Raw genomic sequence first — 20999 nt, 5'->3', positions numbered from 1 at the left:
TCTATTAATTCTATCTAGCTTTACCTATTTCGTTTACAGCCTTGTCCAAAGTAGAATCTAAAACCTTTAAAATAGTTGCATTACTTTCAAAGTTTCTCATAACAGTCATCATGTTACTAGTTTCTTGAACTACGCTAACATTAGATCCTTCAAGGGATTTATTAACTACATAAGGATTATTAACAAAGGTAGGATTAACTCCTTCATAAAGATTATATGTAAATTCATTTAGATTTTCATATTTACCTTGGTTATCCTTTGGAAAATTAACTACAGCTAATCTGCCAGCTTCTCGTCCATCTACAGATATATTCCCAATATTGTCTGCAGAAATACTTCCTTCACCTATATATATCGGTGCTAGTCCATTCCCACTCCTACTAAGTACCCTGTCTCCATTAGAGGTCACTAAATATCCTGAAGTGTCTACAGCAAAATGACCATCTCTTGTATAATAATTTGTAGCTCCATTAGCGGTTTGTCTTTGAACTACAAAAAATCCTTCTCCCTGAAGGGCAAAATCAGTTGTTACTCCTGTATCCTTTATAGTTCCTTGTGAGAAATTAGTGGTTCGATCATTTATTTCTACTCCATTACTCATAGCTCCAATGGTTACTCTTTCATTGTTTTTTCCATCTTTATTAGAAATATATACCTCATCAAAACTCTTCATGGACAAAATCTGTGATTTATATCCTGTAGTGTTTATATTTGCTATATTATTCATAATAGCACTTTGATTTTTTTCACTGGTAATTATTCCTGAAGCTACTGTATACAATCCTCTAATCATTGTTTGCACCCGCCTTTATATCAATTTTAATCTGGTCTGGATAGGTCATTCCTAATTTTTTTGCTCTTATTTCAATTTCACCATCACTAAGTTTATAATCTATTTTTGCAGGGATACTAAAAAATATTCCTAGTATTATGCCAATGCCTATACCAAATAAAATTTTTCTATCACTTAAAACTTTGATAAACTTTTTTATTTTAAATATAATTCCTTTATTAATAAGACCTCACCCTTTCCTATATTCAGACGCTGCGCTATACTTTCTTCACTTAAGCCCTCACCTAATAACTCTTTTACCTCTTCTACTTTTAAGCTATTACTCTTTATATCTTTCTTAGGATTACTGTCTTTTTCTTCTTCTTTTAAGTCATCCATTACTTCACCCATGTTCTCTACTTGAAGAAAAATATTATCATCTAAGGAATCAATCTTATCTACCAAGGTATTTATGTACTCATCATTACTAATACTTATATCTGAATCATCTATTTTTTCTAATAATCCTTTTTCAATAAACTCAGTATGATTTACTTTTTTTAAATCATTTATTTCTCTTTGTAATTCTGTAATTGTTTTAGCAAACTCACTTCTTATTTCAACAATTCTCATATCTACTTCATCTATATTAGATTCTGCATCTATCATAGCTTTACTAAAGTTATTTTCTTCTCTCATTATAGCCCTTATATTTGTAGCAATTAAAGCCACTCCAATAATAATTAATAAAATATACATATTTTCACCTATCTTCTATGATTTAATATCATATTGGAGTTTCTCAATTTCTTTTCTTAAACTTAAAATAGCTCTACTATGAAGTTGACAAACTCTTGATTCCGATACTTCTAGTACTGACCCTATTTGCTTTAAAGTAAGTTTTTCAAAGTAGTATAAATTTAGTATAAGTCTATCTCTTTCCTTTAGATTATCTAGTCCTCTCCTCAAGTATTCTAGCATTTCTTTTTCTTCCAAAGTCTTTTGTGGAGATGGACTTTTAGTATCCTCTATGGAGTTGATTAAAGACATTTCCTCATCATCACCAAATAAAATAGTTTCTAAGGACATCATTGATATATAGTTTACATAACCCTGTATATCTGTAAGTTCCTTTAAACTTATTTCCATCCTTTCCGCTACTTCAATATCTTTTGGTTCTCTGTAAAGCTTATTTTGTAGTTCTTCCACTACTTTATTATATTTATTAAGCTTATCGATGGCTCTTTTAGATATAGGGCTATTTTTTCGTATTTCATCTATAATACTTCCATTTATTCTTATGGCAGCATAGGTGGAAAATTTCATACCCTTAGTGTCATCATACTTATTTATAGCATCCATAAGCCCAATCATTCCATAACTTATTAAGTCTTCATATTCAACATATTTATTTTTTCCTACGATAATCTTGGAAGCAATATACTTTACAAGAGGTATATTTTTTTTAATTATCTCTTCTCTAACATCTACATCACAAGCTACAGACACATCATTTCCCTCCTACTTCGTTTTCATTAACTTTCTCATGTTCTTAAAAATAAACTGTATTATGTTTTCCCTTACCTTATCATCAATAAATTGAAATTTTACTCCATATACATATTCATTTTTATTTTGTGTTTCATCTCGAACGATTTTACCTAACGCTAATATATCTTCGTTATTAATCTTAGTATTCAACATGACTAGTTGTCCTAAATTAAGACTTTCCTTTATCTTTATTCTAATACCTCCACCACTTAAATCTAAAGTTTGTCCTTCCGTATAATTACAGTTTTCAATATCTTTAAGGATACTTTCATTATATTTATCTATTGGTGAATATCTCATCACATTTATAAAGGGTATTCTTACATAGTCTCTTCTCTGAACTTTCTGTAATTCACTTTCTCTTTCCAAAATAATCAAAGCTATTTTATCAAATTTTCTTCCCTTTACCTTGGCCTGAAAATTATATATATTACCTTTTCCATCATTATAATTACACATAACTGTATCTCCAGTACTTAAGGGATAATTTATGCCATTTAGTATAGGTGTAGCTATAGCTATATATATACCATCTTCATCAATATCTTGAATTATTGATTTTGCTAATTCACGATTTTTGGTATAAATCTCTATTTTATTATTGATTTCTATCATATTATTAGCTTTCATACTATCCTCCTATGAAAAAATATTAAGCATTTTTTTAAATATACCTTGGATACTATTGCCCTTACTATATGATATACCTTCTAACTCCTTTGCAATAGCTTCAATGTTTTCACTCACTTCACTTTTAGGGAAAGACAATACCACAGGTCTTTGCATCCTGACAGCTTGCACTAATTTTTTATCTTCAGCGATGTTTCCTAAATGCACTAGATTAGCTCCTAAAAATCTATTTGCTGAACTACTAAGTCTATTAAAAGTATTATTTCCTTCTTCCTTAGTTAAAACCTTATTAACAATAACTTTCGCTTTATTTTTCACATTATGATTACATATTGTTTTTAATAAGCTATATGCGTCCGTTAATGCTGTTGGTTCCGGAGTAGTAACAATAAAAACTTCATGACTACATTCGATAAAAGCCATAACTGTTCTATTTATGCCTGCTCCCGTATCAATTAATATATAGTCAAAATCTTTTATTTCTCCTAATTTATTAATTAAAACCTCTCTTTGCAACCTATTTAAGTCATCTAATCTAGAAAGTCCTGTACCTCCACATAAAATTTTTATACCTAAAGGTCCATTTATCACTACCTCATTAACGGATTTATTATTTAATATTATATCAAAAATGGTATATCTAGGTATAGTCCCAATTAAAACATCTACATTACCCATACCTAAATCTGCATCTAGTACTAAGACCTTTTTCCCTAATTTTTTAAGAGAAATTGCTAAATTAATTACCATGTTACTTTTACCTACCCCTCCCTTACCGGAAGTTATGGTAAAGATTTTAGTATTATTATTGCTTTCTTCCATAGTCTCTTGCTTTTCAAATACCATTTGTCTTAATCTTGAAGCCTGGTCTAACATATACTATTTTCCCCTAACACCAATTTTATTATCTCATCCTCCAATGGTACCTTTATATCATCTGGTACATTCTGGCCTACAGTGATAAATTTAATAGGAACCTGAGTCCTTCTACATATATTTAGTATGGAACCATAAGTTGAAGTCTCGTCTAACTTAGTTAGTACCAGTCCCTTGTATTTTATATTAGAAAATCCATTAGCTATGATGTCCATGTCACCACTCTTAGTAGTAGCACTGACTACTAAATAAGCATTATCAACCTTAGCCCTATCTAGAAAAGCCTTCAATTCTAATACTTGCATAGTATTTTTACTACTCCTACCAGTAGTATCTAATAAGATCACATCACACTCTTTCATTGAGTTTATTGCTTCTTCCATTTCAGCTAATGAAAATACTACTTTAAAATCAATATTCATAATATCTGCATAGGTTTTTAACTGTTCTACTGCTCCTATTCTATAGGTGTCTACAGTAATTAAACCTACCTTTTTCTTTTTTACAAGAGCTAGATCCCCTGCTAGCTTTGCTATGGTTGTAGTTTTTCCTACTCCAGTAGGGCCCACTAAAGCTATGGTTCCATTTATTTCACTAGAATCTATTTTTATAGTAGCGCCAAGTTCCTCTTTAATTCCATTCATGATTTCATCAATGGAAGACACTTGTATATTTATTTTTATAGTTTCTAATAATTCTTCAACTATATCTTTAGATATATCTAATTCTCTAAGTCTTTCCTTAACTTCTTTAAAATAAATATCACTATTACTAGCCTTTTCTTGTTGCAACTCACTTTCTTCTTTATTTTTGTTATCTAATTCTTCTAATTTAATTTCCTCATTTATAGAATTATTACTTTGAGTAGAAAAATAGGAATTAATAAGACTCTTCATTGTTTCAACTTCTTGTCTTAGCTCCAATTCATCATTTTTCACTATGTCTACTGGTAAAATACTCTTACTGTTTATTTCTTTATCATCCCAACTTAAATCATTAGATTTAGATTCAACAGCTGCGGTTATCTCCACTACTTTAGGAGAAAACAACCCTTTAATACCAGGCTTTCTTATAGCTCTCTGACTTATAATCACAGCATCTTTGCCTAACTCCTTACCTATCTTACTTAATGCTTCCTTCATGGAAGAAGCTACATATTTCTTTATAATCATTAGATAGATACAACTCCTTCAGTCCTTATCTCTACATCATTAGGTATTTCATTTAAAGATAATACTACAATACTTGGAAATACCATTTCTATAAGCTTTCTAAAAGCTGGTCTAATTCTTGGAGAAACTAGAATTATAGGTATATTAGTTGGAAAGTGGGTACTTTCTAACATTACCTTAATACTATTAAATATTTCTGTTGTAATATCTGGATTTATGGCTGGGAAAGAACCCTGCATAGATTTTTGAATATTACTTCCTATTAATTTTTCTATATCTGGAGATATGGTTACTGCAGTAATTCTATGTTCTTCATCCACTAGATCATTACAAATAGTTCTACTTAATGAAAATCTTACATATTCCGTTAGCATTTCAATATCCTTAGTATTTCGCGAATTATCAGCAAGACATTCTAATATAGTTACCATATCTTTTATAGATACCTTCTCTTTTAAAAGTCCTTGTAAAACCTTTTGAATTTCTCCTATGGTCATAAGGTCTGGTACAAGTTCCTCTATCACAGTAGGATACTTTTCCTTTACAGAATCTAAAATAACTTTAGTTTCTTGACGTCCAAGAAGTTCATAAGAATGAGCTTTAATAGTTTCTGTAAGATGAGTAACCATAACTGTAGTTGGATCTACCACAGTAAGTCCCTTTATCTCTGCATCTTCTCTTTGATCCTTATTTATCCAAAGAGCTTCTATTCCAAAGGTAGGCTCTATGGTCTTTATTCCTTGGATATTTATATCTTCTCCAGAAGGATTCATACATAGAAACATGCTTGGCATTATGTCCGCTCTAGCTATCACTGTTCCTCTTATCTTAATTACATATTCATTATTTCTAATTTGCAGATTGTCTCTAATTCTAATAGGTTGAACCACAATTCCCATCTCTATAGCACATTGTCTTCTCACTGATGAGATTCTCTGCAACAAATCTCCTCCTGAGGATTCATCAGCCATAGGAATAAGTCCATAGCCTATTTCTACCTCTAATGGCTCAACAGAAATTAAATTCATCACATTTTCTGGCTCTCTACTCTCACTCTCTACAATTTCCTTTTCTTCTATTTCTATCTTCTGCTTAGCTTGTTGCTTTTCATCCTTATACATTAGATAAGCACTTGTTCCAGATGCTGCAGATAGAGCAAAGAATACTAGTGTAGGCATCCCTGGAATTATTCCAAGGATAAATAGTACTAGAGATGCAATTGCTATAACTACCGGGAATGCTGTCAATTGTGATGATACCTGTGCTCCAAAGTTATCATCGCTTCCTGAACGAGTAACTAATATACCCGAAGCTGTAGAAATTAACAGTGCAGGTAATTGACTTACAAGTCCATCTCCTATGGTGAGTTGTGTAAACTTAGCAGCAGCCTCGCCTATACTCATATCCATCATTACTGCCCCTATAACAATACCACCTAAAATATTTATTATAGTAATAATAATACCTGCTATGGCATCACCTTTAACAAATTTAGATGCACCATCCATAGCTCCATAAAAATCTGCTTCCCTTTGAAGATCTATTCTCTTTTTCCTAGCATCTTCTTCTGTAATCATTCCTGCATTTAAATCTGCATCTATACTCATTTGCTTTCCTGGCATTGCATCTAAGGTGAATCTTGCTGAAACCTCAGATACTCTTCCAGCACCACTAGTTATAACTAAAAACTGAATAATAACAATAATTAAAAATATTATTATTCCTACAAAATAGTTACCACCAATTACAAACTCTCCGAAAGCCTGCACTATCTTTCCTGCATCTGCTTGTCCTAGAATAAGTCTAGTAGATGATACATTTAGTGCTAACCTAAATAGGGTAGTTACAAGTAATAATGTTGGGAATACTGATAGTTGCAATACATTTGTAGTAAACATTGTAAGTAACATTATAACTATAGATATTGAAATATTAATGGCAAAGAAAATATCAAGTATTCCTGGGGGTAATGGTATAATTATCATTAGTACAATAAGAATTACCCCAAATGCTACTATTATATCTAAGTTATTCTTAATACTAAATCCCTTATCTTTAAGCATAATTATCATCCTTTTTACGTTATTTCTTCATTTTATAAACTAATACTAATATTTCTGCCACTGCTTTATACATATCAAAGGGAATTTCCTTATCTAAATCCACTTCTTTGAACATGAGTCTAGCTAATGGTTTATTTTCTATAATTGGTACATTATTTTCAATAGCCTTTTCCTTAATCTTTAACGCCACATACTCACTGCCCTTTGCCACAACAATTGGTGCTTTTCCACTATTTTCTTCATATTTCAAAGCCACCGCAATATGGGTTGGGTTTGTAATTACAACAGTAGCATCTGGTACTGATTGCATCATTCTTCTCATAGCCATTTCTCTTTGCTTTTGTTTTCTTTTCCCCTTAACTATAGGGTCTCCTTCTTGTTGTTTATATTCTTCCTTTATCTCTTGTTTAGTCATTTTTAAATCCTTATTATGTTGGAATTTCTGATATAAAAAATCTATGCATCCTATTATTAATAAGGCTATACCAACTTTAACAAAAACATTAATTATTAAGCTAGCCAATTCTGTAAGTATTGATCCTGTTTTAAGATTTCCAAAGTTTAAAAGACTATAGTAATTATCTATAACAAACTTATACCCTATATATCCTACAATAGAAACAATACCCAAGTTTTTTACTAAATCCACTAAGGATCTTATAGAAAACATTCTTTTAAATCCACTTATAGGATTTAGTTTGCTAAACTTAGGTTTTAATGGATCTCCAGTATATATAAAACCCGTTTGAATTATTGATCCAATTACGCCTATAACCATAATAGGAACTGCCACTGGTATAAATATTTTAAAGATATCCATGAATACCTTTATTAAAAGTCCTACTAAACTCTCTTGGCTTAATTGAAAATTTAAGTAGCTCCCTAGATACTTTGTCATACTGGAGCTTAATACCTTTAGCACAAAGCTACTTAAGATAGCTATAACTAAAGTAGCTGCTAAAAGAGTTAAAGCAGAAGATAATTCCTTACTTTTAGCTACTTGACCTTTTTTCTTAGCATCTTGAAGCTTTTTAGGAGTAGGTTTTTCCGTTTTATCTCCACTATCATTAGATGCGGAAATTAATATAAAGGGCATCATAGTGAATATTTCCGAGAATATATGTTTAATAGCACCAAAATTTGAAGCTATAATTTTCATAATTAAAGGAATAGAAATTACAAAGGTTGCAAGTCCAACAAAAATCTTGATTGGCATTCCTAGTATCATAGCATTAAGCTGAGGCATAACTCTTGATACTAAGCCCAATACAATTTCCGTCATAAGTATTATAAGCATTATTGGTACCGCAATCTTAATCCCAATAGTAAAAAATTCAAATACAACTTGAATAATATATCCTAAAATCTCTTTATTAAAAGTTACAGTCCCTACAGGAACTGAAGTAAAACTATCTATAAGACACTGCACTAAAATAAGATGTCCATCAACTAACATAAATACAGCAAGACAAATCCAGTACATCAACCTTCCCATTACTGATATGTTTTCACCTGCAACTGGGTCAAATAAGCTCATCATAGAAAAGCCCATGGAAAAATCCATAATTTGTCCTGCCATCTGTACAACACTAAACAGTAAATTTACTATATATCCTAGACATATTCCTATGACTACTTCTTTACCTATAAGCACTATGAAAACAAATATATTACTTATTTCTGGTAATGCTTCAGTACTAACTATAGGAGATAAAATCATGGATATAATAAGTCCTACACCAATCTTTGCTATATTGGGTGTTCCTGTTGGGAAAAAGGTTGGCACTGTAAAAATCAAGGATGTTATCCTCATAAACACCATTAAAAAAGCTATAAACATTAAAATATCTACCAACGTTATCCCACCTAAGCTCCTATATTAGAAATTATTGAAAAAATTCTTTGAGTAAAACCTATCACTGTGTTTCCTATAAAAGTGGCAGTAATTATTCCCACTATTGCCACAGCTATTATCTTAGGTACAAAGGTTAAAGTTTGTTCTTGTATTTGAGTTGTGGCTTGAAATATACTTATCAAAAGACCTACTGCCGTAGCTGTAAGTAGTATTGGTCCAGCTGCCATTAAAGCTGTCTTCACCATATCCTGTAATATTGCAACCACCATAGTCTGTGTCATATTACATCACCCCTCTAAAATCCTAGTATTAAGGATTGACTTAACAAATTCCATCCATCTACTAATACAAATAAAAGTAATTTAAATGGCAGAGAAATCATAGCTGGCGGTAACATAAACATACCCATAGACATAAGAACACTAGCAGTTACAATGTCCACCAATATAAATGGTATAAATAACAAAAATCCTATTTCAAAGGCTGTTCTTAACTCACTTATAACAAAGGCTGGTACAATTGTATAAAGTGGAACATCATCATAATTATAAGTTTCCTTACCATCTGCATCCTTTTCTACTTTAACAGCGTCCTCTACCTTTCCAGCTTCAAGAAACAACTTTAAATCTTTTACTCTAGTTTGCTTTAACATAAATTCTCTCATGGGCTTTATCCCTTTATCTATAGCAACATCCATTGTTATTTCTTCCTTCATATAAGGCTGAACTGCCTTCTCATTAATTTCTGAAAAGGTAGGTGCCATTACAAAGAAAGTTAAAAATAAGGACAAACCAACAATTATTTGTTTTGGCAGTGATGTAGCTCCTATAGCACTCTTAAAGAAAGAAAGTACTGTTACAATTCTTATAAATCCTGTAGTCATTATAAGGATTGATGGAAGTATTGTAAGTACTGTTAGTACTAATAATAATTTTATATTGTCCACATATTCAGTAGGAGTTTTTGCATCCCCATCACCAAATGATATATTTATATCTGGAATTGGCATGGTATCTCCAGTAGCATAAGCTACTTTACTACTAATTGAAATAACACAAAACACCAGTAGTATTAGCGTTATGGGTTTTATAAACTTTTTTAGATCAAATTTTTTCATATGTATTATCCCTTTATTCCTAAAATAATATTTTACTTTCTCCATTTTAGATACTTGTCTTTAAAAATTTGTTTTAACTCACTACTATTCTTCAATTTAATCATTTCAATTTCTTTGTAATCTTCCCCTGCAACTTCTTCTACAATTTCTATTTTTCCTTGAGCTGAAGTTACTAAATAAAATCTATCTCTTATCTTTACAATGAGCAGAGAGTTATCCTTACTAATGGTTAGTCTCTCTACTACTCTCATTGTAGATTTCCTGTTTATGTGACTATATTTCTCAACTGTCTTCCCTAGCCAAAGAATTAATCCTATAACTAAGGGAAAAAATATTACAAGTTTTAATAAGGTTAAAATCAATTGACTATCCATAGGTCACCTATTGAACAATTATATCTGTGAAGTAAACATTGGTTATCTTACCACTATTTAAAAGCTCATTTGCCTTTACGATTATCTCTTCTTTTAATAAAGCATCTCCCTCAGTTTTGAAATCCGTTGATTTCTTAGCTCTTAATACCTTATTTATACAGTCTCTTATTTGTGGAATCTTTGCTGTAAGTTCTTCTTGCAAATCCTTATTCTCTAAATCTGAACCTAAGGAAATTTTCACTTTTACAAATTTAGACTTTCCCTCATCACTCAAATTTACTAAGAACTCGTCTAAATTTAAGGCAGCTTCTTTTTCTACTACATTACTTTCACTAGTGCCATTGCTATTTTTACCTACATTCTTTGTTGCAACGGTATATCCAACAAATACAGCTCCACTTATAAGTGCAAATATTACTATAGCGGTTACTATAACTAGAACCAATTTAGAACTTCCGCCCTTTTCTTTATCTAACTCATTACCTTTGCTATTTTTTTTGTTCATTTTACTGCTCCTTTACATTAGTTACAACTATAATATTAACTCTTCTATTTTTAGCTCGACCTTCATCAGTATCATTTTTAGCTATAGGTCTATACTCTCCACATCCCTGAGCTGAAAACCTTTGAGGATTTAAAATCTTTTTACTACCAAGAAAATAATCCAGTACGCTTAATGCTCTAGCAGAAGATAGATGCCAGTTATTTGGCATAGCTGGTGTGTTAATTGGTACATTATCTGTATGACCTTCAATTATAATCTTGTTATCTACCTTTCCAATTAAGTCACTAACCTTATCTAATACATTTTTACTATCTGACCTTAGTTCTGCCTTTCCAGTATCAAAAAGCACGGAATCCTTCATCTGGATATTAAGACCTTTTTCATCTTCATATATTTGAACATCATTCTCTAAATCATTTTCCTTAATGTAAGTTAATACATCCTCTAAAATTTCCAAGTTTTCATTTTCTTGAATGTCCTCCACTGTAAGCTGTGGCTTTCCAACTATAGGTACATCCCCACTACTTGAATTAAATTCAAGTATGGACCTATCAGCCTTACCACTAAAAGCACTTTGCATGGCTACAGCTATCTGCTGAAATTTTTGTGAGTCTATAGTTGATAGTGAATAAAGTAAAACAAAGAAGGTTAATAGCAAAGTAACAGTATCTGCATAAGTAGCTAACCACCCATCAGTTTTTATCTCTTTCTTGGCCATAATTATTCACCTACTCTCCTTGATTAACACTACTTAAATACTTTACTCTATCCTCTGGTGATAAATATACTATCATTTTATCTTCAATTACCCTTGGGTTTACTCCTGATTGTATAGAAAGCACCCCTTCAATCATCATTTCCATTTGGTTTACTTCATTAGCTGTTTTATAATTCAGTTTTCCTGCTATAGGAAGTACGACTAAATTAGCAAGCATAGAGCCATAAAAAGTTGTAATAAGAGCCTTACCCATACCTGATGCTAAGTTGTCCGCATCCGATAAATTAGCAAGCATTTGTATAAGTCCAATCAATGTTCCAATCATACCCATTGCTGGAGCATATGCACCCCAAGTTGTGAACATAGATGCTGCATCCTCATGTCTTTTTTCTAATTCTCTAATTTCTAAAGTCATTATTTCTCTAATAGATTCAGGTTCAATACCATCAACTATCATATTCAAGCCTTTTTTAACAAAATCGTTATTAATCTCTTGTATATCTTCTTCTAAAGAAAGTAGTCCATCTCTTCTAGCTTTTTTAGATAAATTAACAAATAATGCAATATTATCTACTTTAGATGTTCCATCTTCTTTGAAAGCTTGTGCTGCAACCTTGATGAATCTTTTTATTTCATTCATTGGGTAAGCCATTAAAAGTGCACCAAAGGACCCTCCTACTGTTATCGCTAAGGATGGTATATCAAAGAATAATTTCAATGTTCCTCCACTTAGCATTCCATAAAATACAAGAGCAATTGCAATCACAAAACCTATAACCGTTAACATATCATTCTTCTTCATTGCTTTCCTCCAACCGTACATTTGCCCAGTATTTTCGTCTAAACTCTATAACCTTATCAACTATTTCTTTAGAACTCTCTTTAACTAAATACTTTTTCCCATTGATTAAGGTAATTACTGTCTCTGGGATTTCTTCAATTTTTTCAATGTGATTACTATTAAGAATAAATTTATTTCCATTTAAGGGATTAACCTCTATCATATTCTCCTATACCTCCTATGATATAGTAAATTTACTTAAGCTAAGACCAATATAAGTACTGTCTTAGCCTAAGGAAAATCACATTTACATATTTAAATAAATTATCTTTTTAAATTTACAAGCTCTTGTAATATTTCATCTGCTGTGGTGATAATTTTACCGCAAGCCTGGAAAGAACGAGTTGCAACTATCATATCTGTAAATTGTGCAGATAAATCAACATTTGACATCTCTAAGAATCCATTCAAAATTTGTCCATAAGCTTTACCATTATCAGTTCTATCTCCATCATAACTATCTAGCTTAACTTCACTAGAATATTTACCAACTCTAGCTAATGGATTCCCTGAGTTTGCTGAAGGAGAATACATATTATTTCCCTTTTGTTCAAGGCCTTCATTGTTGGTAAATGATGCCATGGCAACTTGTCCAAGAACAGTAGTACTACCATCAGCAAGTACAGCCTTAATAAGCCCATCATTTTCTATAGAAAAACCTTGAATTCTAACCTCTTTCCCATCTTTCTTTACTACTTCTGGGATTTTAAGAGGTACTAATTCATTTTGCTTTGCATCTAAACTTGCTGATTCTCCATCTACATAATTAACTGCTCCACCTACAGGAGAAGTACCTTTCCCATCACTTATTGCATATCCCATAATCCTATAACCATTAGAATTTAAAAGATTACCCTTAGTGTCTACTTTAAAAGATCCATCTCTTGTATAAAAACTTTCTAAAGTTGTAGATGTCATACTTTGATCTGCATTAACTTTTATTTGCCCACCTTCTGGCCCTTTAGCTACTATGAAATATCCTGTTCCATCTACAGCTACATCATAAGGTCTTCCTGTTGGTTGTAAACTTCCTTGAGCCATGTTTGTAACTATACTTTGTATAGAAACTCCCATACCGACTCTAGAAGGGTTAACTCCTCCTAGGTTTAATCCTGGGCCTGAAGCTCCTTTATAACTTTGATACATACTATCTTGAAAAGTAACTGAAGATGATTTAAAGGAAGTAGTTCCTGAGTTTGCCACGTTATTTCCTATTACATCTAACTTTTTTTGATTAGCTCCTAACCCTGATATCCCTGAATACATTGAATTTAACATATTATACTATCCCTCCGATTATCTATTTTTTAATATATTTTATTAGCCTTTTACTCCAATTACAGAGTCAAATAAGTAATCTCTAACTTCCACTTTTCCATCCACTTCAACTTCAACCTTAAGCTTGATGCCTTCTGCATCCCTATATACTTCTAGAACTTTCCCTGTAATACTCTTAGGTTCAACTGGCTTTTCTTCTTCCTTACCATCTCCATCAGGCTTTTCTACCGGTGGCTCCAGTGGTAATGCTATTTCAACAATCTTACCCATTAAAGTTACTGCATTAGAGAAGGTTAAATTGTCCATGTTTGGATCTCCTGAATCAATAACATCTGTAACTTGACTATATTCATAATCTGTATATTTTCCATCTACACCTTCCACAGTAACATATACGTCTCCCCTATGTTTATACACAGCTCTAACTACGCCACACTGAGGTACTCCATTAGCATCTAAGGCATCTAAAGCTACAAATTTTCCAGTTAATCCTTGTGCAGAAGAAAGAGTCATTGTAGAATTTAATGAACTCATCTGTTCAAGGGTTGTAAATTGAGCTAACTGTGAGATGTAAGCAGTAGTATCTTGTGATTGAGTCGGATCCTGATTAGAAAGCTCAGCAGCTAATATTTTAAAGAAGGAATTTTTATCAAGTTCTGACCCTGGTTTTACAATAGGTGTACCATTTTTAGTTTTATTTCCTTCAATCCAAGATGTTGTTGCTGTATTATTAGTTGGTGTTGTGGCTGTATTGTGAGTTGATATTGCCATTTTCTCATCTCCTAAACTAGTAAATCTATCTCATTAGAGGTTTTGCCATTAGCTTCAAGTATAGCATCCTCTTCGACCATATTCCCATCTGACCCATGTCTACCCTTTTCACTGCTTCCTTGTCCACCATTTTCAAATGCTTTACCTTGGTTATTTCCATGAGCGTAATAGGTAGTATCCTCTTCATAAAGTCCTATATCTACTGATTGTATTTTTATGTTATTTCCATTTAACTTTTCATTTATGTCCTTAAGTCCCAAAGCTAACATCTCTACAGTTTCCTTTGATGTAGCCTTAATCATTGCTTTTAAAACACCTTGTTCCATACTTACGGATATGGATATTTCACCTAACTCTTTAGGATAAATCTTTACAGTTAGATCCTTAACTCCATTTTTATCCATGTATGATAGAGCTTTTATCACATCATTATTAAGATCACTCTTTGTAATAGCTATAGGCTTTTCACTAGATACTTCTCCTGATTTTTGTACACTATTTTCAAAGTATGACATAAAATCAACAGCTCTTGTAACCTTTGAATCTTTCTCTTCACCATTAATTACTTTATTCAAAATAGCTGTTTCCTTTGAAAACTTACTATCTTTACTACTACTTTCTTCATTATCTTCTACTCCAGCTACTACACTACTTTTTTCTATAATATTAGCTTCCAGTTCTATTCTTCTAGGTATATTTAAAGGCTTCTCTTCTTTATTAGCATCTTTCATTGAAACTATTTTTTGTAGTTGACTTATTAGATCATCATTATCTATACCTTCCTCTGATGTTAATAGTTTCATAAGACTTTCACTACTATTGTCTAGTTCAGTAATATCTTCATTAATTAAAGTTAATAACTCTGTAAGTTTATTTTTCATGTCACTATTAATTGATGCTTGACTTAATAATTCTAATAGGCCATTTGCCTTTTTTTCACTTCCTAAAAGGTCTAATAAAGGTTGTAGTTCCACTTTACCTTCATTTCCACTGATAAGATCAGAAGAAACCGTTTCAACCTTAGGAGTATCCTCCTTATTCAAAAGAGCTATTATTAGATTTATTAGTGACTGCATATCTTCTGAGGTACTTAGCTTTTCATCTTCATGAACTTCCTCAGAGCTCACTATGTAATCCTTCGAAGGCTCTTTAACTTTTTCTTGATTAATAGAATTTACTGATTTAGTTTTAGAGCTTTCATTATCTGTACTGTAGTTTTTAAGTTCCTTTGAAAATTCCTTATTGGAATATCCTTTATTTCCTTCAGATTTTTTAACTTTATCACTAGTACTACTACCTTTATACAGGTCATTTCCAACACTAAATTGTGCCATTTCCATCAAATTTATCGCCTCCCACACTCACGTATAAATCCATAAAGTGCAAATTCATCATTTTGAATTTGTTCTATTCGATTTTCTTCTTTTATAAATGCTGCCTGATCCTTATCTTTTAATATGCCTACAATCTTTTTATTTACTTGAGCAGTAACTAATTCTTTCCTAGTGAGCTTCACTCTTTCTTCATCAGTTTTAAGCTTTTCTTGTGTAATATCAATAGTACTATTTAATAGATTTAAATAATGATGTTGAATTTTTCTTTCAGTTACACTCATGTTATTATTCACAGTAGAGTATCTTTGGAAGCTATCCTCTAGACTTTTAAGTTCTTCTTCTACCCTGTTCTTTTCCCTTAGGGCCTCCATAAAAACTATTTTTTTACCATCTTCTTCTTTTTCTCTTAAGTCCAATAACCTTTGCAATTTAAATTTATAAGTTTGTCCCAAAATTTACACCACCTTTATTTAAACATATTAATAAGCATGTCTTTACTAGCTTCAATTTCGCAACCTTCTTTTATTTCTTGAGTTAAAAATCCATTTATACTATCTATATACTCAATGGCCATATCTATTTTAGAATTACTTCCCTTTACATAAGCTCCTAGATTTATTAAATCTTCTGCTTCTTTATAAGAGGCCATTAAATCTCTAGCAAGTGAGGCAGCCTTTATATGGATTTCCTCTGCAATTTCTGGCATAAGTCTAGATACACTTTTAAGTACATCAATAGCTGGATAATGATTTTTAGTAGCTAACTCACGGCTTAATACAATATGTCCATCTAAAATACCTCTTACTGCATCTGCAATGGGCTCATTAAAGTCATCTCCATCAACAAGAACTGTGTAAAAAGCTGTAATAGATCCTTTGTCAGACATGCCGCTACGCTCAAGAAGTTTAGGTAACATTGCAAAAACTGAAGGAGTATATCCTTTAGTAGCTGGAGGCTCCCCTATAGCAAGACCAATTTCCCTTTGCGCCATAGCAAAACGTGTCACAGAGTCCATCATAAGAATAACCTTTAATCCTTTATCTCTAAAGTATTCAGCAATAGCTGTTGCAGTAAATGCGCCCTTTAGCCTAACAAGGGCTGGTTGATCAGAAGTAGCACATACTACTACAGATTTCTTTAAACCTTCTGGTCCTAGATCTTTTTCTATAAAATCTAAAACCTCTCTGCCCCTTTCTCCTATTAGAGATATTACATTTACATCAGCCTTAGCCTCTCTAGCAATCATTCCCAGTGTAGTACTTTTTCCTACCCCTGAACCAGCAAAGATACCAATCCTTTGTCCTTCGCCACAAGTAAGAAATCCATCAATGGCTCTTACCCCTGTAGGAAGGACTTCTTTAATCCTTCTTCTCTTCAATGGGTCTGGTGGCATAGCTTCCAAGGGATAATTCTTATAAAGGGTTAATTCCTTTTCATCTAAGGGATTTCCAATTCCATCCAAAACCCTTCCTAAAAGTTCATCTGAACACTTTATACTTAACTGCTTTCCTGTCCTCTCTACTCTACATCCAGGAGATATACCTATTAGGTTTCCAAGGGGCATAAGAATTAAATTTCCATCTTTAAAACCTACCACTTCACAGACTATAGATTTATTTTCCTCATTATATATGTTGAAAATTTCCCCTACAAAACCCTTAACTCCTTTTACTTCAATGGTAAGGCCTATTATGTTTTTAACTACGCCTTCCATATGATTAAAATTTGTTTTACTAATATTTTTTTCAATGTCTCCTATATTCAAATTAATCATAATACCATCTTCCTCTATGCTTCCATGAGAATTTCCTTTAGTTTCTCTATGCTACCCTTAATAGTAAAGGTGGTTTTTCCATCATCCTTTTCAACAACTAAGGTTCCATACTCTAAATAATTATCCTGTAAAACCACTACTTCTCCTCTGATGCCCATACTATGTTTGAATTCTTCTATTTTTGTCTCAATTTCTTCTAAATAGTTAGGTGCTACCCTTATAATTATCATCTTGGCATTTTTCTCTTCCGAAAGGATGTTGAAAAGTAATCCATTTAGTGCTTCCTTACTTTCAAGCTCCTTTTTAAGCATATTTTCCACGGCATTTACAATAATTTCTCTAATACCCATTTCCTTAGACTTAAGAAATTTATCATACTCTTCCTTAGATTGATAAAGAATAAAGTTTGCATTTTGAATTATTTCTTCACCTTTTTTTACACCTTCATCATAAGCCTTGTCATAGCCTTCTTTATAACCAATACTATGGCCTTCTTCATAACCCTTATTAAATCCATCTTCCTTGGCTTCATATAGGATTTCTTCTACTTTTTCCTTTACATTTTCAAGAATAACTTCTGCTTCTTTATGGGCATTTTTAACTATTTCTTCGCCTTTTTTCTTTAGTTTTAGATACTCCTCCATACTCTTAGGATTAATATCCTCAAGCTCTATGGTCTCCTCTACTATTGGAGCTGGCTCTATATAAAAGTCCGTATCTATTGCCTTGGTTCCACTTTCACATACATTGACACTTTTTATTACCCTATAAGATGAGTGCATCGTCTCCACCTCTTACAATTGTTATTTCTCCAGCTTCATCTAGTCTTCTAATTAAAGCAACAATTTTTTGTTGAGCTTTTTCAACATCCATAAGTCTTACAGGTCCTAAGAATTCCATATCTTCCTTCAATGTAGCTGCTGCACGTTTTGAAAGGTTTCTTGATATAGTTTCTATTACTTGCTCTGAAGTACCCTTTAGAGCCATACATAGTTCCTTATTATCAACCTCACGTAAAATTCTTTGAATTTCCACATCATTGATAGTAATAATATCCTCAAATACAAACATAGATTCCTTAACTTTATCCGCAAGTTCCATATCTTCTCTTTCAAGCCCTTCTGTAATGTTCTTCTCTGTAGTCCTATCAACTTGATTAAGTATATTAACTAAAGATTGAACTCCTCCTATAACAGTACTTTCACTAGTAACCACTGAAGATAACTTACTATTTAACACCTCTTCAATTTCCTTCACTACCACCGGATATATATTACTCATAGTAGCAACTCTAAAAGCAACTTCACTCTGTAATTCAGATGGAAGTGCAGACATTATCTGCCCCGCTTTATCAGGCTGGAGATGACAAAGTATTAATGCTATAGTCTGAGGATGTTCTCCTGAAATTACATTCATAAGCTGAGTTGCATCGGCTTTTCTAGCAATAGAAAAAGGTCTAAACTGCTGTGAAAACTCTGTAACTCTCTCTAGAATATCGTTGGCCTTTTGAGTTCCTAAAGCTTTAGCTAAAACGCTTCTAGCATACTCTACCCCACCTTCAAGAATATAATCCTTAGCCTTATTTAATTCCATAAATTCATCTAAAATAGCTTGTCTATCTTCAGCTTTAACCGATGACATATTAGCAATCTCGTAGGTTATCTTTTGTATATCTCTTTCATTTAATCTTTTTATTATTGCTGCAGATGCATCTGGTCCCAAAGAGATAAATAATATTGCTGCCTTTTGAATACCTGTAAATTTTTCTGTTTTAGCCATTACTATCTCCCTTCTTCATCAGTCATCCATGATTTTATAATATCAGCTACCTGTTCAGGTTTCTTTTCTGCATATTTTTTAACTTCTTTCATGATTTTTTCTCTTTCAGTTTCCGCTTCTAAATCTAAATCTTTGTATAAATCCGCCACTGTTTCTAAAGTTTCATCTCCTATAACTACATCTAGTCCTTCTATAGCCTCTTCCTCTTCTTCACCATCTTCTTTTCTCTTACTTCTAAGTATAAGAACAAATACAATAATAAGTATAAGTGCTATAACTGCTCCTACTCCTAAAGCAATAAGCTTAATCCTTCTAGATTTTGCTTCTGCTTCCTTCATAGCGTTAATTTCTTCTTCAGCTTGTGTTTTATAATCATCATTAAAGGCTAAACTTTCAACTGAAATTCCATCACCTCGTGCCTCATTAAAACCAATGGCATCAGATACTAAATTTTTTATAGTATTCTTAGTTGCAATATCTATATCTCCATTTACAACTACAGATGTGGTAATTCTCTCCAATTGACCTGGTGCCTTAACAACTGTTTCTTCACTCTTAGTATTATCATAATTTCTTGTTTCTTCCGAATAGCCTGCTTTTTCAGTATCTTTTTCTGCATCTTGCTCATTAGTCATATTATTATCCACAGTACTTCCTGAAGTATTTTCAGTACTCTTACTATTGTCTTTAATAATATGTTCACTTACTACTGCAGATCCCTTTGGATCATATGTAACATTATTCTGCTTTACAGCGTCAAAATTAAGCTGTGCATTTACAGATACTTTTACATTATCTTTATATATTGGTTCTAATACATTTAAGATTTTCTTTTCATATTCTTTCTCAACTTTTTTAGTTGAATCAATTTGATTTTCTGTACTAGTAGCCTGGGTTCCTTTTTCATTATCAAACAACCCCTCCGTTAATAACTTTAGATTGTCTGATACTATTGTAACGTCTTCCTTATCTAAGTTTTCCACACTACCTGTTACTAAGTGTACAATAGCTTTAACTTGCTCTGGTGAAAGTTCATTTCCTGGTACTAGCTTTACCGTTACTGAAGCACTAGCAGGAGTTGGCTTAGTTACAAAGGCTGAGTTGTTTGGTAAAACTAAATTTACCTTTGCTGCCTCAACTTCTTCAAAACCCTTTATAGTTCTTTCAAGTTCTCCAGAAAGTGCTCTTTGATACATTATTTTTGATTCTTCATCGGTAGCTCCTATGCTACCTTCATCAAAAAGTTCAAAGCCTTGGCTTCCTTCTGTTATTTGAACCTCTGATAGCATTTCCATTCTCAGTTTATCAACTTGAGACTTTTCAACTAAGATCGAATTTCCTTCTATTTTATACTTAGTTCCTTTGCCCTCTAAATTGGCTATAATCTTTCCTGAATCTTGGGAATCCATATTTGAAAATAAAACTGTATACTTTGGTTTAAGTGATACGTAAAGTAATGTTCCTATTGCTATAACAGTTACCACCGAAATTATCACTAAAGCTATCTTTCTAGTTTTCGACATGGAATTCCACTTATCTTTTATCTTCTTCATTAGCTCCGATAGCTTACTCATCTAATCCTTACCCCC

Annotated in this window: 23 protein-coding genes; all 23 read right to left on the bottom strand. The window is 32.2% G+C overall.

Translation table 11 applies throughout. The features are described 5' to 3' along the window. Window positions 1-10: 10 nt before the first annotated feature. The 23 genes from IO99_RS01320 to fliF all read right to left on the bottom strand — a co-directional run bounded on the left by IO99_RS01320 (window position 11) and on the right by fliF (window position 20984). Window positions 11-793 carry a flagellar hook-basal body complex protein gene (locus tag IO99_RS01320; protein ID WP_035129269.1) on the bottom strand — a complete coding sequence of 261 codons (783 nt, stop codon included), beginning with the start codon at window positions 791-793 and terminating at the stop codon, window positions 11-13. A 195-nt stretch (window positions 794-988) separates the two neighbouring features. After that, on the bottom strand, window positions 989-1531 hold the full coding sequence (locus IO99_RS01315; RefSeq protein ID WP_035129267.1) for a hypothetical protein: 543 nt from the start codon (window positions 1529-1531) through the stop codon (window positions 989-991). Window positions 1532-1546: 15 nt separating this feature from the next. Then, entirely contained in the window at window positions 1547-2281 is a 735-nt protein-coding gene (locus IO99_RS01310; RefSeq protein WP_035129266.1) for a sigma-70 family RNA polymerase sigma factor, read from the bottom strand. A gap of 12 nt (window positions 2282-2293) precedes the next feature. Further along, on the bottom strand, window positions 2294-2953 hold the full coding sequence (locus tag IO99_RS01305; RefSeq protein WP_035129264.1) for a flagellar brake protein: 660 nt from the start codon (window positions 2951-2953) through the stop codon (window positions 2294-2296). 9 nt (window positions 2954-2962) lie between these two features. Beyond that, complete coding sequence (locus tag IO99_RS01300; protein ID WP_035129262.1) at window positions 2963-3829, bottom strand: MinD/ParA family protein; 867 nt, start codon at window positions 3827-3829, stop codon at window positions 2963-2965. Beyond that, a complete protein-coding gene (gene flhF / locus IO99_RS01295) occupies window positions 3823-5001 on the bottom strand; it encodes a flagellar biosynthesis GTPase FlhF (protein ID WP_035129260.1) in 1179 nt (392 codons plus the stop codon). The genes IO99_RS01300 and flhF overlap by 7 nt, the downstream gene beginning before the upstream one ends. After that, a complete protein-coding gene (flhA, locus tag IO99_RS01290) occupies window positions 5001-7064 on the bottom strand; it encodes a flagellar biosynthesis protein FlhA (RefSeq protein WP_156964263.1) in 2064 nt (687 codons plus the stop codon). Before flhA ends, flhF begins: the two co-directional genes overlap by 1 nt. 19 nt (window positions 7065-7083) lie before the next feature. After that, on the bottom strand, window positions 7084-8919 hold the full coding sequence (locus IO99_RS01285; RefSeq protein WP_242844062.1) for a fused FliR family export protein/FlhB family type III secretion system protein: 1836 nt from the start codon (window positions 8917-8919) through the stop codon (window positions 7084-7086). Between the two features lie 11 nt (window positions 8920-8930). Next, the gene (locus tag IO99_RS01280) at window positions 8931-9200 is read right to left on the bottom strand and encodes a flagellar biosynthetic protein FliQ (RefSeq protein ID WP_035129252.1); all 270 of its coding nucleotides are present in this window, start codon (window positions 9198-9200) and stop codon (window positions 8931-8933) included. A 14-nt stretch (window positions 9201-9214) separates the two neighbouring features. Then, complete coding sequence (fliP, locus tag IO99_RS01275; RefSeq protein ID WP_035129251.1) at window positions 9215-10036, bottom strand: flagellar type III secretion system pore protein FliP; 822 nt, start codon at window positions 10034-10036, stop codon at window positions 9215-9217. A gap of 32 nt (window positions 10037-10068) precedes the next feature. Beyond that, a complete protein-coding gene (locus IO99_RS19575) occupies window positions 10069-10410 on the bottom strand; it encodes a flagellar biosynthetic protein FliO (protein ID WP_035129250.1) in 342 nt (113 codons plus the stop codon). Between the two features lie 7 nt (window positions 10411-10417). Further along, window positions 10418-10915, bottom strand: a complete 498-nt coding sequence (locus IO99_RS01265) for a flagellar basal body-associated FliL family protein (protein WP_035129249.1) — start codon at window positions 10913-10915, stop codon at window positions 10418-10420. A gap of 1 nt (window position 10916) precedes the next feature. Next, on the bottom strand, window positions 10917-11633 hold the full coding sequence (locus IO99_RS01260; protein ID WP_035129248.1) for an OmpA family protein: 717 nt from the start codon (window positions 11631-11633) through the stop codon (window positions 10917-10919). Window positions 11634-11643: 10 nt separating this feature from the next. Then, window positions 11644-12435 (bottom strand): motility protein A, encoded by a 792-nt coding sequence (locus IO99_RS01255; protein WP_035129245.1) that lies wholly within the window; start codon window positions 12433-12435, stop codon window positions 11644-11646. Next, window positions 12422-12637, bottom strand: a complete 216-nt coding sequence (locus IO99_RS01250; RefSeq protein ID WP_035129243.1) for a flagellar FlbD family protein — start codon at window positions 12635-12637, stop codon at window positions 12422-12424. Before IO99_RS01250 ends, IO99_RS01255 begins: the two co-directional genes overlap by 14 nt. 101 nt (window positions 12638-12738) lie before the next feature. Continuing rightward, window positions 12739-13752: a flagellar hook-basal body complex protein gene (locus IO99_RS01245; protein ID WP_035129242.1), complete on the bottom strand. Its 1014-nt coding sequence runs from the start codon at window positions 13750-13752 to the stop codon at window positions 12739-12741. A gap of 42 nt (window positions 13753-13794) precedes the next feature. Beyond that, the gene (locus IO99_RS01240) at window positions 13795-14523 is read right to left on the bottom strand and encodes a flagellar hook capping FlgD N-terminal domain-containing protein (protein ID WP_084178022.1); all 729 of its coding nucleotides are present in this window, start codon (window positions 14521-14523) and stop codon (window positions 13795-13797) included. A gap of 11 nt (window positions 14524-14534) precedes the next feature. Beyond that, on the bottom strand, window positions 14535-15863 hold the full coding sequence (locus IO99_RS01235; RefSeq protein ID WP_242844064.1) for a flagellar hook-length control protein FliK: 1329 nt from the start codon (window positions 15861-15863) through the stop codon (window positions 14535-14537). Between the two features lie 5 nt (window positions 15864-15868). Continuing rightward, a complete protein-coding gene (fliJ, locus tag IO99_RS01230) occupies window positions 15869-16309 on the bottom strand; it encodes a flagellar export protein FliJ (RefSeq protein WP_035129240.1) in 441 nt (146 codons plus the stop codon). Between the two features lie 14 nt (window positions 16310-16323). Next, complete coding sequence (gene fliI / locus IO99_RS01225) at window positions 16324-17631, bottom strand: flagellar protein export ATPase FliI (RefSeq protein ID WP_035129239.1); 1308 nt, start codon at window positions 17629-17631, stop codon at window positions 16324-16326. Between the two features lie 14 nt (window positions 17632-17645). Further along, complete coding sequence (locus tag IO99_RS01220) at window positions 17646-18413, bottom strand: FliH/SctL family protein (RefSeq protein WP_035129238.1); 768 nt, start codon at window positions 18411-18413, stop codon at window positions 17646-17648. Next, entirely contained in the window at window positions 18397-19410 is a 1014-nt protein-coding gene (fliG, locus tag IO99_RS01215; protein WP_035129231.1) for a flagellar motor switch protein FliG, read from the bottom strand. The genes IO99_RS01220 and fliG overlap by 17 nt, the downstream gene beginning before the upstream one ends. Before the next feature lie 2 nt (window positions 19411-19412). Further along, window positions 19413-20984, bottom strand: a complete 1572-nt coding sequence (gene fliF, locus IO99_RS01210) for a flagellar basal-body MS-ring/collar protein FliF (RefSeq protein ID WP_035129228.1) — start codon at window positions 20982-20984, stop codon at window positions 19413-19415. Window positions 20985-20999: the final 15 nt, after the last annotated feature.

Origin of the sequence: Clostridium sulfidigenes, from assembly GCF_000732635.1 — a bacterium.
Lineage (GTDB): Bacteria > Bacillota > Clostridia > Clostridiales > Clostridiaceae > Clostridium_J > Clostridium_J sulfidigenes.
Note: the sequence above shows the minus strand (reverse complement) of the source record. Positions and strands in the feature narration are given on the sequence as shown.